Below are 15493 nucleotides of genomic sequence, written 5' to 3'. Positions count from 1 at the left end.
GCCCGGCGGCCTCGCCGCCGATCAGCCGAACGGCAGGCCGGCCGCCCGGCAGGCCGCACTGATTGCTGCGCAGGCCGCTTCGATGGCCGGTGTGGTCGGTGCCAGCCGCGGGCGACGGTCCAGCGTGCAGGCCAGGCCCACATCCAGCAGAGTGGCATGCGCAGCGTGCAGTGCCTGCGCGGTGGCGACCGGCAGGAATTCCGCTGCGGCCAGTGCATCGATCAATGACGGCGTGTCGCGGGGTGACAGCAGCGCCGGTACGTGTGCACTGCGCTCGAGCACACCGGTCTGCAGCAGGAACTCCAGGTCCACCACGCCACCGGCGCCCTGCTTCAGATCGATGCGCGCGGCATCGCTGCGGTCCAGTTCGGTGCGCATGCGCCCTCGCATCTTCAGCACATCGGCATAGAGGGTGGCGGGGTCGCGTGCACGGCCCAGGGTCTGCGCACGCACCTGCTCGAAGTCGGCCAGCAGGCTGGCATCACCGGCCACGCCGCGCGCACGCACCAGCGCCTGATGCTCCCAGGTCCACGCGCGTTCGCGCTGGTATTCGGTGTAACTGGCCAGGGACGAGACCAGCGAGCCTTTGCCACCGTCCGGCCGCAGGCGCACGTCGATGTCGTACAGGCGACCGGCGGCGGTGACCGCGCCGAGCAGGGCCATCACCTTCTGTGCCAGCCGCGCGTACCAGCGTCCCGGCTCCAGCGCGCGCGCGCCATCGCTGGTCTCCACGCCCGCCGGATGATCGTGCAGGAATACCAGGTCCAGATCGGAACCGAAGCCGAGTTCGAGGCCCCCCAGGCTGCCATAGCCGATGATCGCAAAGCGCCCGCCGGGAATGCCCCCGTGCGCGGCCTGCATGTCGGACTCGGCCATGGCCAGCACCGTGACCACCACCGCCTGCGCCAGTTCGGCCAGCTGGCGGGTACTGTCGACCGCGCCCTGGCGGCCGTCCAGCGTGGCCATCGCCATGCGGAAACTCAGGGCCAGCCGGGTTTCGTTGAGCCAGCGCAACGCGGCTTCCGGATCTTCGACCGTCAGCGCCTGCTGGCATTCGGCCAGCATGCCGGCCGCATCCGGCATCGGGCCGGACACGCGCACGTCCAGCAGTTCGTCCAGCAGCAACGGATAGGCCGCCAGGCGCTCGGCCAGCAGCGCGCTGCGCGCCAGCACATCCACCAGCCGCGCCAGCGCACTGGGCTGTTCGTCCAGCAGGGCCAGATAACTGGTCCGGCGCAGCACCGCCTGCAGCAGGCCGAGTACGCGCTTCAGTGCGGCATCCGGTTGCGGCGAGCGCGTGGCGGCGTGCAGCAGCGCCGGCAGCACGCGGTCCAGCCGCGCGCGCGCGGCGTCGGACAGCGACTTCACGCCGGTGCTCTGCGCGAAATCGCGCAGCGACTGATCGGCGCCGTTCGCATCGAGGAAACCGGCTTCGGCCAGCAACGGCGCGTCACTGCCACCCGGCAGGCTGCGCCAGTAGTTGGCCAGCGCATCCGGCGCCGCCTGGCCCTTGCGCGGTGCCAGCAATGCAGCGAACTCGGTGCTGACCCGCTGCTGCTGCACGGCCAGTGCAGCGCGCAGCGCCTCCCAGTCGGGGTAACCCAGGCCCAGGGCGATGCGCTCGCGGTCGATCGCATCGCTGGGCAGCACATGCGTCTGCGCATCGCGCAGCATCTGCAGCCGGTTCTCCAGGCGGCGAAGGAACAGGTAGGCCTGCTCCAGCGATGCGCCGTCTTCGGGCGCGATCTGGCCCGCCGCCACCAGCGCCTGCAGCGCCACCAGCAGGCGACGTTCACGCAGGGCCGGTTCGCGGCCGCCACGGATCAGCTGTAGTGCCTGGCACAGGAATTCGATTTCGCGGATGCCACCGGCACCGCGTTTGATGTCTTCATGCAGTTCGCGGCGGGCGACTTCAGCCGTGATCGCAGCCTTCATCTCGCGCAGTCCGTCCAGCGCGGTGAAGTCCAGATAGCGTCGATAGACGAACGGGCGCAGCGTCTGCAGCCACGCCTCACCGGCGGCGATATCACCGGCCACGGCACGTGCCTTCAACCAGGCGTAGCGCTCCCAGTCGCGGCCCTCCCGCTGGAAGTACTGGTCCATCGCAGCGAACGACAGCGCAACGCGGCCGGCACTGCCGAACGGGCGCAGGCGCAGGTCGACGCGGTGGCTGAAGCCATCGACGGTGGTTTCATCCAGCAGCTTGGCCAGGCGCTGGCCGAGCCGCGCGAAGTATTCTTCGGCGGCGAGCGGACGCGGTCCGTCCGATTCACCGCCCTGCGGGTAGGCGTAGACCAGGTCGATGTCGGAGCTGAAGTTGAGTTCGCCACCGCCGAGCTTGCCCAGGCCAAATACGACAAGTTGCTCGACGCGGCCCTCGTCATCACGGATCACGCCGTGGCGCTGTGCGAATTCCTGCTGCAGGGCGTCCAGCGCCAGCCGCAGGCAGTCTTCGGCCAGGGCGGTGGCGCCGGCCAGGGTCTGCGCCACGTCATCCAACCCGGCCAGATCGCGCCAGACCAGGCGGGTCGACATCGCCGCACGCCAACGCCGCAGCTGCGCCGGCCATTCACCGGGCTGCACCGGGTCGAGCACCGGCGTCGGCAACGGCGGGCACCCCGGCTGGGCCAATTGCGACAACAGGCCGGGCTGCCGCACCAGCGTGTCCAGAGCGAAGTCACTGGCGATGGCCAGGTGGGTCAGCAGGGGCCGCAGGTCGGCCGGGATCGGTTCCGGAACCACCTGGGCCAGGCGCGACAGGGCACGATCAACCAGGGGCTGCAGCGCGGCGGGCAGTTCGGCGGGGGCGAGGGTCATGCGTTGATTCTCGCGGCGCCGGGCGCCTTTGCCAACGGCGGGAAGTCGCTGCGCCGCCGTCCATCGCGCGCATTCATCCTGGGCAGCGGGCAATAAAAAAGCCCGCTTGCAGCGAACTGCCAGCGGGCTCTGCTCCCTCCCCCACGTCGGGATGCAGGGCCATCCTGCGGGCTGCGAAAGGACTTTGCACGCTGCACTGCAAAACAGAACCGGCGGGTATGGATAGCCCCGCCCGCGAAAAGCCATTCCACGAAGGTAGCCCCCCCGTACGCCGGGGGATGGCCGATAATCGAGGCTCCCCCCAGAAACACATGTCGTCATGTCTGTTGATCGCATCGCCAACGCGCGTCTCCGCGACCGCGTGGTCTCCGCCGAGGCCGCAGCCGCGCTGATCCAGCCGGGTGAAACCGTGGCCATGAGCGGGTTTACCGGCTCGGGCTATCCCAAGGCCGTCCCCGTGGAACTGGCGCGCCGCATCGAAGCGGTGCATGCCCAGGGCCAACCCTTCCAGATCAAGCTGATGACCGGCGCCTCCACCGCGCCAGAGCTGGACGGTGCGCTGGCCAAGGCCGACGGCATCGCCATGCGCATGCCCTTCCAGAGCGACCCGGATGCGCGCAACCGCATCAATGAAGGCAAGCTGGATTACATCGACATCCACCTCAGCCACGTCGCCCAGCACGTCTGGTTCGGCTTCTACGGCGAGATCGACACCGCCGTGGTGGAAGTCTCGGCCATCCGCGAGGACGGCTCGCTGGTGCCGTCCACCTCGGTCGGCAACAACAAGACCTGGCTGGACCTGGCGAAGAAGGTGATCGTCGAGGTCAACGAGTGGCAGCCGGCCGGCGTCGATGGCATGCATGACATCTACTACGGCACCGCGCTGCCGCCGCATCGCAAGCCGATTCCGCTGGTCAACGCCAACGACCGCATCGGCGATACCGCGCTGCGCTGCGACCCGGACAAGATCGTGGCGGTGGTCCGCACCAACGGCCCGGACCGCAACAGCCCGTTCAGCCCGATCGATGCGACCAGCGAGCAGATCGCCGCGCACCTGATCGACTTCCTCAAGCACGAAGTGAAGCACGGCCGGCTGCCGCCGAACCTGCTGCCGCTGCAGTCCGGCGTGGGCAATATCCCCAATGCGGTGCTGGCAGGCCTGGCCAGCAGTGGTTTCCGTGATCTGGCCGCGTTCACCGAGGTGATCCAGGACGGCATGCTCGACCTGCTGCGCGACGGCGTGCTGAGCTATGCCTCGTGCACGGGCTTCGCGCTGAGCCCGCAGGCCAACGAGACGTTCAAGGAGAACATCGACTTCTACCGCGAGCGCATCATCATGCGCACGCAGGAAATCTCCAACCATCCCGAGCTGGTGCGCCGACTGGGCTGCATCGGCATGAACGGCATGATCGAGGTGGACCTGTACGGCAACGTCAATTCGACGCACGTGATGGGCACGCGGATCATGAACGGCATCGGCGGCTCTGGTGACTTTGCCCGCAACGGGTTCCTGTCGGCGTTCCTCAGCCCGTCCACGGCGAAGAACGGCACCATCTCGGCGATCGTGCCGATGGCCAGCCACGTCGACCACACCGAACACGACGTCTCGGTGATCGTCACCGAGCAGGGCCTGGCCGATCTGCGCGGCCTGACCCCGCGCAAGCGTGCGCAGGTGCTGATCGACAACTGCGCGCATCCGGATTTCCGCCCGCAGCTGCAGGACTACTTCGACCGCGCCAGCCGTGAGAGCTATGGCAAGCACACCCCGCACCTGCTGCCGGAAGCGTTGTCCTGGCACCAGCGGTGGCTGGATACGGGCACGATGAAGGGTTGAGGCATAGGGTTCGCCGGGCATGGCCCGGCGCTACCGTTGCGTCCTTCGCCGTTTCGCCGGGCGCGGCCCGGCGCTACCCTTGCATCCTCCCTGGTAGCGCCGGGCCATGCCCGGCGACCAACGCATCAACCGCGCAGGCTCGCCAGTGATTCGGCCTGCAGGCGCTCGTAGATGTCGAACTCATCGTTCACCGGCACGCCCAACGCCTGCTCGAACGCTTCGCGGTTGGCATGTGCGGCATAGGCGCGCTGCTCTTCGCCCCCCAGGTTCGACTGGAAGATGCCTGCGGCGCTGACCGGCAGGAAATCCTCGTAGACGATCGGGTCGGCCACCACCAGCCCCGCCGCGATCAGGGCTTCCGCCGGGAGGTCACCGATCCCGCCAGGCGCGGCGCGGCCGGCCTCGGTCAGCTGGTAGCGGAAGTAGCCCAGACCCTCGCGGCGCAGGGTGTCATGGTCGTCCGGGAACGCTGCGAACGCTGCCTGCAGGCGCTGGCCATAGTCGCCACCGGTACTGCCGGCACCTTCGCTGTTGCGCGCCTGCGCCAGCAGCTGGTCGTACAGCGCGCGCCCCTTCGGCGTCAGGGCCAGGCCACGCTGCTCGATCTCGCCGAACCGCGCGGTGTGGGTGCCGGCATCACCGCCCTGCTCATCGGGGAAATGCACGGCTTCTTCCAGCGCTTTGAAACTGGTCTGCCGCAGCAGGATCGGACAGGCGCGGCGCGGCGGACCTTCGATGACCGCCTTGGCGGCCATCCCCTGCTCGATCATCGCTGCCTGCGCGGCATCGATGTCCAGCGTGCGCGGGGTCAGGTGGTTGATGTGCGGGCCACGGAAGCTGACCACGTCGGCCACCAGCCGGTGTGCCTGGTGCAGCGCATGGTAGGTCGGCAGGTCGACGGTGGCGTCACCGTGCCAGCGGAAGGTCTCCAGCGCCTCGGCCACGAAGCGCTCGGCGTCGTCCTGCGCCAGCCCGCCATCGCGCTCGGCCTGGTCGATCAGGGCCAGGGCGGCATCGGTGAAGATGCGGCGGCGGGCCAGGATCTGTGCCGACTGCGCACGCAGGGCCTCGTCCTCGATCAGTTCCAGGCGCAGCAGCGAGGTGAACACGCGGAACGGATTCTGCGCCAGCGCCGCACCGGTGAGCGGGCGAAACGCGGTGGAATGCACCGGCACACCGGCCACCGACAGGTCGTAGTAGCCGACCGGAAACATGCCCATCACCGCGAACAGGCGGCGCAGGGTGGCCAGCTCCTGCACGGTGCCGACGCGGATCGCGCCGTGCCGCTCCTCGTCCAGCCGGCCGCGCTCATCGTTGCGCTGCAGCTGCGCAGCCAATGCCGGGTCCTGCGCCAGCACCTGCGCGTTGATCCGCTCCACCAGTTCCACCAGCGTGCCGTACAGCGGCACTTCGGTGCGGTACATGCGGGACATGGCCTGGGCGAACAGGCGGCGGATCACATCAGGCGAAACGAAAGAGGCGCTCATCAGTCACTCGATTACGGGAACGGGGAACAGCTCGAACCCGTATTGTCGCCGGAGCGCGGGGCCGGCGGCGATATGCAGAGCAGCATGGAGCGGAACGGCGCTACCGGTTGAGCTGGCGCTTCAGGGTGGCATCCAGGGTGATCGGCCGGTCCCAATGCTCATAGCTGGCCACGATGGCGTGGCGCACGGCGCGGTAGTGCAGGTTGTCCGGTGCCTTGGGCATCCGCTTCACCACGGCCTGCCAGCCGCCGGCCGGGTCACGGCTGAAGGCACGCACGCTGTCGCGGCAGGTCTGGCCGCTGGCCTTGGCCCAGAAGCAGGCGAAGTACAGATCACCCGCCTGCCAGCCGTGGGTGCTGAACAGCGCGCTGACATAGCCACGCGGCACATCGGCATAGCGCGAGACCTCGTCGAGGAAGGCATCGGGGTAGCGCTCGGCGTAGTGGTTGATGTCGCGCAGCTGGGCGTCGATCCAGCGGTCGCCGGTGTCCACCTCATAGGCCGCCGAGCGTTCGGCCGTCTGCTGTGCCAGCACGGTGGCCGGCGCCAGCAGCAGGAGCATCAGCAGCGTGAGCAGGCGAGCATTCATGCCCCGATTCTGCCGCAGCCGTCGCGCCCTGTCAGGCCGCGACGCTGGCCTTGGCTTCGATCGCGGCCAGTGCGGCCGGCCAGTCCCAGGCGGTATCGGCGCTGACCATGCGCGGCTCGTCGTCGGCCACGCCATGCTGGGTCTCGTGCGCCCAGGTGACCGCATAGGGCGTATGGATGCCCCAGCCACCCAGCGTGACCACCGGCTCGATGTCCGAGCGCAGCGAATTGCCGACCATCACGAAGCGCTCGATCGGCAGGTCGAATTCGGCCAGCACGCGGGCATAGGTTGCCGGGTCCTTCTCCGAGACGATCTCGATGCGCGGGAACAGTTCATGCAGCCGGGCGACGTTGATCTTCGCTTCCTGGTGGAACAGGTCGCCCTTGGTGATCAGCACCACCGGATAGTGCTCGGCGATGGCCGCCACCGATTCACGCACACCGTCGATCAGCTCGACCGGATGGCGCAGGGTGTCGTGGCCGATGTCGAGGATGCGCTGGATGTCCCTGGCCTCGATGCGCTGGCCGGTGATGTCGATGGCCGCCTCGATCATCGACAGCGCCATGCCTTTCACGCCGTAACCGAACACGCCCAGGTTGCGCTGCTGCACTTCCAGCAGGTGACGGGCGGTCTGGGTGTCGTGCACGTCGATGTAGCGCGACAGCAGGTCAAGGTAGTCCTGCTCGGCCTTGCGGTAGTAGTCCTCGCTCTTCCACAGCGTGTCGTCACCGTCAAAACCGACCAGGCCGATGGCGCGCGCGGGCGCAGGCGTGGAGGTGTTCATCGGACAAGGATACAGGCGCGGCGAGGGCGAAAAAAACCCGGGCGGCTGGCGCCGCCCGGGTACCCATGCACCGGTTGTCCCGAATCAACGGTGGATCAGCGGCCCTGTGCGGCGCCGCCGGCACCGGCCTGCTGGGCGGCCACATAGGCCTTGTACTCATCGGCGCTCAGCTCGCCGTCCTTGTTGGCATCGGCCTGGTCGAACACCTGGGCAAGGCCGGCGTTGACCTGTGCCTCGGACTTGCTGATGGTGCCGTTGCCGTCGGTATCGATGCTGGCCCAGGTCTGGCCGCCGCCGCTGGCCTGCGCCGACGCGGCCGCCGCTGCGTCAGTGGCCTGGTTCGCGGCCTGGCCTGCCTGCGCGGCGGCCTGCTGGGCCTGCGCTGCATCATTCTGCGCCTGTGCGGCCTGCTGCTGCGCGGTCTGCGCCATGGCCGGAATGGCCAGTACGCTGCCGGCGGCGACAATCAGGGCGATCAGGGGCTTGCGGTTGCGAATGGTCATCAGGGATGTCTCCTTGGGGTGGTGTTGCGCGGCCTGTTGTTTCCGCACGGCACCTACCCTGCCACCCCGTTTCTGAATCGATTTTGCGCCGCGACCGGCATCCACACGCGCGGTTAACCACTGCCCGGCGTGCATGCATTAGCGCGGTGGTTAGGGTGGAGTGATCGGCCCATAAGGCGAACATTCAACGCCCTTGGATTTAACTCGCAGGCAACGAAAAACCTGCGTCAGTCGACGTTCTGGGACGATGACCGCGAACTGAACAACACCCATCCCAGCGCCACACCGGCGAGCGCTCCGGCGATCTCCAGCACCACGCGGCTGCCGAGTTCGTTCGGATCGTGGATGGTGGCCAGGAACAACCGCGCATACAGCGGCGACTCCAGCCGCACGATTCCCATGTAGAAGAGCTTCCATGCATCGATGCCGGCCGAGATCACCACGGCGATGACGCACGACCAGCCGATGGCATGGCCTACCGTCCAGTGCAGCAGGCGGCACAGCCGATGCCAGAGCAGGTACACCAGCAGGCCAACCAGCAATGCGATGGCGCCAGCTTCCAGGGTACCGAGCAGGCCGAAATGCAGGGGAAGATTCATCGGGTGCGCAGGAGGGGAAAGGCGGCCAGTGTACGACGGAGGGTCTCGGCGGCGCGGGCCCACCGGTGCTGCTATCGAACGGGCACGTCGTAGGCGGTCATCGGGTCCGGCTCGGGCTGCAGCGTGTAGTGCCACCACTCCTGCGCATAGTTGCTGAAGCCATGCCGGGCCATCGCCTGCAGCAGACGGGCACGGTGGGCCCGCTGTGCGTCATTGAGTCCCTCGGCCGCGGTGTGCGCCCGCGGACCGAAGAAATCGAAATCGGTGCCCATGTCCAGCGGCGTGCACGTGTCGCGCCGGCACGCCAGCAGGCCGACGTCAACGGTGGCGCCGCGACTGTGGCCCGAGCGCTCGGCGATGTAGCCTTCGCTCAACAGCTGCGGCTTTTCCAGATCCGGATACTGCAGTGACTTGCGTGACTGCTCCGCGGGGTCATGTGCCCAGGCCACGAACGCCTGCACCGCGCGCACCGGGCGATAGCAGTCGTAGATGCGCAGAGCGAAGCCCTGCGCGCGCAGATCCGCTTCGACCCGTGCCAATGCGGTCGCGACCGGCGCCAGCAGATAACAGGCCGGCGCTTCATAGCCAGGCACGCGTGCGCCCGTGAAGTTGCCGGCGCCGGCATAGCGGATGTCCAGCCCGATTCCCGGCGACACCGTGCGGATCTCCACCAGCCCGGCCTGCGACGCATCGGTGGCCGACGATATGCGCGGCGCCTCACTGGCGTGCGCGGGGCTGGCCAGTGCAGTCGCCAATGCGAGTGAAATGCAGATCCTGGAAGTCATAGCTGAAGTCGATGTCCGGGTCGATCGCGCGCAGTTGCAGGGACGGCACCGGGCCATCGCCGGGCTGCAGCCACGCCTGCGCGTCCTCACCCAGCGTATCCCAACGCAGCAGCCAACGCTGCTGCAGCTGCATCACCCGGGCCTGCAGGCGAGGCGATTTCTCCACGCGGAACCGCAGGCCGTCGGGGCCTGGGCACAGCCAGGCGGTTCCCAGCCATGGATCCGCATAGCGGCCCTGCCACTGCGGCAAGGCCGTGCCGGATACGGCGCGCGCACCTTCCGTCGAAGGCGCCACATGCCCCTGCGCACGCTTGGACGCCTGCGCGCGCTCCAGTTCATCGAGGTAGTCGGCGGCACGCCTGCGGTCCTGCGGCGCGGTGTACGCCTTCAGCATCGACTGCATCAGTGCGGTACGTGCCTGCTCGCCCTCGCCATTGATCAGCATCACCACGCCGATGCCACGGTCGGGCAGCAGGGCCAGCGACGAATACATGCCGGACAGAGTGCCGGTATGCGCCACCTTCCAGTGGCCATCGATGTCCGACAGGCGCCAGCCGTAGCCATACCCATGCACGTGTGCGTTGTCCCAGCGCCGCTGCAAGTCACCCAGCGGCATCGGCATGTGCAGCGTCCACAGTGCCCGCCGCTGTGGCGTGTCCAGCCAGTCCGGCACAAGGTCGGGATCCAGCAGGACCTGCATCCAGCGCGTCATGTCGCGCAGCGAGCAGCGGATGCCGCCGGCTGCCATCGATGGCAGATCGGCGCTGATCTCACCATCGGTGTTGACCACCGTCGTGCGGCCGTCGCGCCGCGCATGCGGCTGGGCGACGTTGCCGACATCGCGCACCGACCAGCGGCCAACCTGGCAACGGGCCATGCCCAGCGGTTCAAACACCTGCTCGCGCATCAGCTGGTCATAGGGCTTGCCCCCTGCGGCAGCAGCCACTTCACCGGCGACCACGTACATCAGGTTGTCGTAGGCATAGCCGCTGCGGAAGCTGGTAACGGGTTTCAGATGCGCAAGCCCGGCGATGATGTCGGCGCGGGTGAAGGCATTGGGCTCGGGCCACAGCATCAGGTCACCGGCGCCCAGTCCCAGGCCACTGTTGTGGATCAGCAGATCACGCACCTGCATCTGTTGCCCCACCCAGGCGTCGTGCATGCGGAAGCCGGGCAGATGGCGCTGCACGGGGTCATCCCAGCGCAGCCGGCCCTGCTGCACCAGCCGTGCCAGCAGCGCGGCGGTCATCGCCTTGCTGTTGGAGGCGATCTTGAACAGCGTGTCCTCATCAATGCGACCGCCATCACCCCGCATGCCTTCGGCACGGCGGTACACCACCTGTCCCTGGTCCACCACCGCCACCGCCACCCCAGGCAGGTGCTCGCGTGCGACAACGGTGGCGATATCGGCATCAAAGCGCGCGGGCTCCGCCGGCGCAGCAGGCGAGGTGGCAAGTGCAGCAAGGACGATCAGCTGAAGCACAGGCCCGCTCCCTTGTGTCATTGCCCGCGCCGCCCCTTCGAGCGGCGCGGGCACACCGTCAGTAGCTCCAGGTCACCGTCAGCTGCGCATAGCGCGGCGACTGGAAGCCGGTGCCATAACGATACAGCGGGTTCGGCGTACCGATGCTGTCCTGCGGCTCGTAGTCCTGGTCCACCGTCACCACACGCTGCTGGTTGAGTACGTTGTACACCGCCAGCTTCAGGCGCAGGTCGGTGGGGATCGGCACCTTGTACGACACGCTGACGTCGAGGTCGTAGGTCCACGGCGTGCGGCCATCGCCACCGCGCGGGGAATGCACGAACACGCGCTCGGACGGCACACTCGCCTGGCAGTTGGACACGCACACGTAATAGCTGTGGAAGTCGGTGTCGTCGAACGGATTGCCGGCGCCGAAGCGGGTGATCGGGCTGCCCGACTGCACGCCCAGCGTCGCCGCCACGCTCAGGTTCTCGGTCAACGCATAGCTGCCACGGAACTTGAACTGATGCCGCCGGTCATTGGCCAGGTAGCCATAGCCGCCGTAGTTCACCCAGGGGTTGTCGAAGTTCTCGGTACGACCGGCATCGGCGAAGTCGGTATCGGAGTTGACCGGGCCTTCGGCGTTGCCACGGCCGTAGGCCAGCGTATAGGACGCATTGAAGCCCCACTTGCCATCCCAGGCGCGATCGACCTGCAGCTCCAGCGCCTTGTAGTCGCGCTTGGGCTTCACCCAGCCGCGCTGGCCAACATAGTTGCCGTCATCGTCATACAGCGCCCAGCCTTCCTTCGACGTATCGATGCTGATCCAGCCATCGTTGCTGCCGTCGCAGTTGGTATCGCCCCAGACGGTATTGCTGCGCCCGGGATTGCCCATGATCCAGACGCTGTCGATGGCACCGCACTGGCCGGTGGCGGTGATGTTCATGTCATCGATGGCGTTGTGCAGGCGCCGATAGGTCACGCTGGCACCGACCGACCAGGCTTCGTTGATCATCTGCTGGAAGCCGAGGATCGCCTCGTCCTGGTAGACCGGGTCCATGTCCCGGTTCACTTCGGCACGCAGGTCCGGCACGCTGCCATCACCCTGCGAATTGTCGACCGGCCCGATCTGCGCCCCCAGGTTCGGCACGTTGTTGGCGGCACCGCTATAGCCGAGGAATTCGTACCAGGTGCGTTCGTCCAGGAAGCCACCGGCCTGCTTGATGTTGATGACGTTGGCCACCGGCAGGAAGTAGCGGCCAAGGTTGCCGAACACCTTGGTGGTGCCATCACCACGCACGTCCCACGCGAAGCCCAGCCGCGGGGCCAGCATGTCGTCGATCTTGATGTAGCTGCTGCCGTCGCCGCCCTTGTTGTCGAAGGCTTCCAGGCGCAGGCCCATGTTCAGCAGCAGGTTCGGGGTGACCTGCCAGTTGTCTTCCAGGTAATACGCCGAGTTGATGGTTTCAAACGAGCCATCCACTTCATACCGGCGGGTGCGCGCGACCAGGCCACTGGCCGGCACGATGCCCCCATTGAGCGAGCTGCCCGGCGTGCGGTAGTAGATGTCGTAGCGGAAACCACCCGGACCGGGATAGGCGCGGCTGTAGTCGGAGGTGTTCTCTTCGCGGTCCAGGCCGAAGCGCAGCAGATGGTCGCCCAGGGTCCACTCGAAGTCGGCGCGTGCGGCCTTGCGCGTATCCAGTGCCGATTCCAGCAGCGAGCTGCTGGTGCAGCTGCGGTCGCCCTGCAGCTGCGAGGGCACGCCCTGGCTGGCGGTACGGTTGTCGAACACGCGGTTGCAGTTTTCGTCCATCAACGAGCTCTGCGCGCGGTTGCGCTTGTTCTCGCCATACATCAGCTTCATGGTCAGGTCGTTGTTGACCTGCCAGCTGTAGGTGCCCGACCAGTTCCTGCCGCCCACGGTGTTGTAGATCTGGTTGCTGCGCTCGCCTACCGTCTGGCCACTGGCATAGTCGTAGTTGTAGACATCGGTAAGCGTCTTGCTCTTGTCCGAGAAGCCGAACAGCGACAGCATCTGGTTGTCGGTGATCTGCCAGTCGATCTTGCCGCCCCAGAACGGGTCATCGGCCTTGCCCTGGCTCAGGCGCGTACCGGCATCGTTGGTCGAGGTTGGCCGGTAGTCACGGGCCTCGTACATGCCGAAGAAGAACAGCCGGTCCTGGACCAGGGCACCGGAGGCGAACACGTTGAGCGCACTGCGGCTGTAGTCGTCGCGGCTGGCGGTGATGTAGCGGCTGCCTTGGCCGTCATAGCGGTCGCGGGCCTGCGACTGCCACGCGCGGGGTTCGAACACCAGCTCGGCACCGGCCTTGAAGTCGTTGCTGCCCGAGCGGGTGACGGCGTTGATGACGCCACCGGTGCTGCGCCCGAACTCCACCGAATAGCCTCCGGTCTTGACTTGGAACTCCTGGTAGAAGGAGAACGGTACTGACGAGAAGCCCACCCGGTTGTAGAAGTCGGTGACGTTCAGTCCATTGATGTACACGGTGTTCTCGGCCACTGACGAGCCGCCGAACGAAATGCCCTGTCCGCCCAGCGAGCCCTTGCCCTTCACTGCGCCCGGCGCCAGCAGCGCGACGGCGGTGATGTCACGGTCCACCGGCAGGCGCGACAGCTCCTCACGGGTGATATTGGTGGCCGATTCGGTGGACTTCACATCCACCATCGATACCACCTGCGGCGCGCGCACCTCCACCGTTCCCAGGGTACTGACCGCACCCAGCGGCACATTGACGGTGGTTGCGCTGCCCAGTCCGACGGTGACCTGGCCGACGCGGCTGGCACCGCCGCCGGGCAGGCTCACCTCCATCTCATAGGTGCCCACCGGCAGCAGCGGAATGCGATAGCTGCCGTTGGCATCGGCCTGTACCGAGCGGACGAAGCCGGTGGCCGGATTGCGCACCGTGACCGTGGCGCCGGCGGGAACCTGGCCGGCATCGCTGACCAGCCGGCCGGCGACGGAGCCATCCTGCGCGAAGGCGCCGGGCGCGATCACGCCCAGACAGGTACCCAGGGCGACGCACAGCGCCGCCCGCTTGATGTTGTATGCCTTCATCCCCTGCTCTCTCCTGCAAGAATTGAATGGTGCCGATGGTGGTGTGTCGCGCTAGCGTTGCCCGGCGGGCAGTACCTGCCACTGAAAGTCGTAGCTCCATTGGTCGAAGTACAGGTTGCCGCCTGCCCACTCGGCCTCGCCGCGCTGCGAGTCGACCGTTTCCGAGCGGAAATGCTGTTTGGCCGGCACGAACGGCTGGCCGAAATCGTCGTTGAAGGCGATGCGATAGCCGTCGAGGCCACCCAGGTAGAAATCGCGCAGCGCAGGTACATCGCTGGCCAGTGCACCGGTGGTCACATCCATCGGCAGCCAGCCATACGGCGCCAGATAGACCTGTCCCCAGTCATGCAGGTTGTTGTAGCCGCTGCCATCGTCGGAGAACACCATGCCCGACTGCCAGCGCGCGGGAATGCCGTTCATGCGCAGCAGCGCGATCAGCAGCAGCGTCTGCTGGCCGCAGTCGGCATGGCCGGCACGCAGCGCGTAGTCGCTGATGTTGCTGAGGGTGGAATACTCGCGTGCGCCGGCCCATGGGATGCGATCGACCGCCGCGAACAGCCTGCGCACGATCTCGTAGGGGCGTGTTTCGCCCTGCAGCACCTGGTCGGAAAACAGTTTCAATGCCGGCGTGAAACGCACATGCGGCAAGTGTTCGCTCAGGTAAGGCTGCAGCGCGGCGTCGGCCGGTGTCGGCTGCACCCGGGCCGGATCGATTGCCGTGTGGCGGGCGAACAGGGTGACGGCATAACGGATCTCGAAGCGCGTGGGCTGCCCGGCGACGGCCTTCGCTTCCAGATAGGCGGTGCGCTGCAGGGTACCGGCGGGTGCCACGCGTGCTTTGTCCGGTGTACTGCCAAGCCATTGCACGCGCTCCTGCTGGCCCGGAATCTCGCGCGGATAGGGAATCCAGGCGCGAACGGTTTCGCCCGCCGGGACCGCATCGGCCTTGACCGTGAGCGACTGCGTGAACGCGATGCGCTGCGGCAGCACCGAGCCCTGGCCACTTTGACCGGCAGCAGCAACGACACGTGCGTGGTGCGCGTTGAGCACTTCATTCGGGCCCGGAGACGGCATCGGTGCATCGGCGCGGCGGCGTGCACGCGCTTCATCGCTGAGCAGGAACAGGTTCGAGGGCGCGCGCTTGAAGTACGCGCGCCTGCCATCGATATCGAGGTGCTCGATCAGCCCCAGCTGGTCCCAGCGCGCGAACTCCTCGTCGGTCAGATCCGGAATCCAGCGACGCACCGCCGCTTTGGCCGCCGCTTCGTCGAGGGAAAAATCCAGGCGGATGCGGCGCATGCGCTCGCGCTGGAATGCGTCGTCGGCAGCATCGCGCCCGGTCGCCAGCAGCGCCTGGGCGTCGCTGAAGCGCCCGCTGTCGATCAGGTCGATCACCTGCAGCTGCCGGCTGTCGCGCGCTTCTGCCGCGTGCGTGGCCGACGCCCACAGCAGCAGCGCGGCACACAGGCCGGCGGCGGCAGGCAGACGCGGTTTGCGAACGGCAGGATCCACAGCGACACTTCCCAAGCGCGGGTGGTAACGGCTGTGTAACAC

At 67.3% G+C, this 15493-nt stretch carries 11 protein-coding genes; 1 reads left to right on the top strand and 10 read right to left on the bottom strand.

The window, feature by feature from the left end:
- Window positions 1–21: 21 nt before the first annotated feature.
- Window positions 22–2817 carry a bifunctional [glutamate--ammonia ligase]-adenylyl-L-tyrosine phosphorylase/[glutamate--ammonia-ligase] adenylyltransferase gene (glnE, locus tag IMX13_RS14515; RefSeq protein WP_193396604.1) on the bottom strand — a complete coding sequence of 932 codons (2796 nt, stop codon included), beginning with the start codon at window positions 2815–2817 and terminating at the stop codon, window positions 22–24.
- A gap of 319 nt (window positions 2818–3136) precedes the next feature.
- Here glnE and IMX13_RS14510 point away from each other — a divergent pair, with 319 nt between their 5' ends.
- Window positions 3137–4651 (top strand): acetyl-CoA hydrolase/transferase family protein, encoded by a 1515-nt coding sequence (locus IMX13_RS14510; RefSeq protein ID WP_193396603.1) that lies wholly within the window; start codon window positions 3137–3139, stop codon window positions 4649–4651.
- Between the two features lie 125 nt (window positions 4652–4776).
- On the opposite strand, the gene IMX13_RS14505 is transcribed toward IMX13_RS14510, so the two are convergent.
- From IMX13_RS14505 to IMX13_RS14465, 9 genes are all read right to left on the bottom strand, one after another.
- Window positions 4777–6138, bottom strand: a complete 1362-nt coding sequence (locus IMX13_RS14505) for a VOC family protein (RefSeq protein WP_193396602.1) — start codon at window positions 6136–6138, stop codon at window positions 4777–4779.
- A gap of 100 nt (window positions 6139–6238) precedes the next feature.
- Window positions 6239–6727 carry a hypothetical protein gene (locus tag IMX13_RS14500; protein WP_053519656.1) on the bottom strand — a complete coding sequence of 163 codons (489 nt, stop codon included), beginning with the start codon at window positions 6725–6727 and terminating at the stop codon, window positions 6239–6241.
- A gap of 31 nt (window positions 6728–6758) precedes the next feature.
- A complete protein-coding gene (locus tag IMX13_RS14495) occupies window positions 6759–7511 on the bottom strand; it encodes an HAD family hydrolase (RefSeq protein ID WP_053519655.1) in 753 nt (250 codons plus the stop codon).
- A 95-nt stretch (window positions 7512–7606) separates the two neighbouring features.
- Window positions 7607–8014, bottom strand: coding sequence for an EF-hand domain-containing protein (locus IMX13_RS14490; protein ID WP_065175425.1), 408 nt, complete (start codon window positions 8012–8014; stop codon window positions 7607–7609).
- A 227-nt stretch (window positions 8015–8241) separates the two neighbouring features.
- Window positions 8242–8613 (bottom strand): hypothetical protein, encoded by a 372-nt coding sequence (locus IMX13_RS14485; RefSeq protein WP_053519653.1) that lies wholly within the window; start codon window positions 8611–8613, stop codon window positions 8242–8244.
- A gap of 71 nt (window positions 8614–8684) precedes the next feature.
- Window positions 8685–9398, bottom strand: a complete 714-nt coding sequence (locus IMX13_RS14480) for a M15 family metallopeptidase (protein ID WP_193396601.1) — start codon at window positions 9396–9398, stop codon at window positions 8685–8687.
- Window positions 9331–10881 (bottom strand): serine hydrolase domain-containing protein, encoded by a 1551-nt coding sequence (locus tag IMX13_RS14475; protein WP_319637194.1) that lies wholly within the window; start codon window positions 10879–10881, stop codon window positions 9331–9333. The genes IMX13_RS14480 and IMX13_RS14475 overlap by 68 nt, the downstream gene beginning before the upstream one ends.
- A 58-nt stretch (window positions 10882–10939) precedes the next feature.
- Window positions 10940–13939: a TonB-dependent receptor gene (locus tag IMX13_RS14470; protein WP_111186633.1), complete on the bottom strand. Its 3000-nt coding sequence runs from the start codon at window positions 13937–13939 to the stop codon at window positions 10940–10942.
- A 51-nt stretch (window positions 13940–13990) separates the two neighbouring features.
- A complete protein-coding gene (locus tag IMX13_RS14465; protein WP_193396599.1) occupies window positions 13991–15451 on the bottom strand; it encodes a transglutaminase-like domain-containing protein in 1461 nt (486 codons plus the stop codon).
- Window positions 15452–15493: the final 42 nt, after the last annotated feature.

This window comes from Stenotrophomonas sp. B2 (genome assembly GCF_014947095.1).
Classification (GTDB): domain Bacteria; phylum Pseudomonadota; class Gammaproteobacteria; order Xanthomonadales; family Xanthomonadaceae; genus Stenotrophomonas; species Stenotrophomonas maltophilia_P.
Note: the sequence above shows the minus strand (reverse complement) of the source record. Positions and strands in the feature narration are given on the sequence as shown.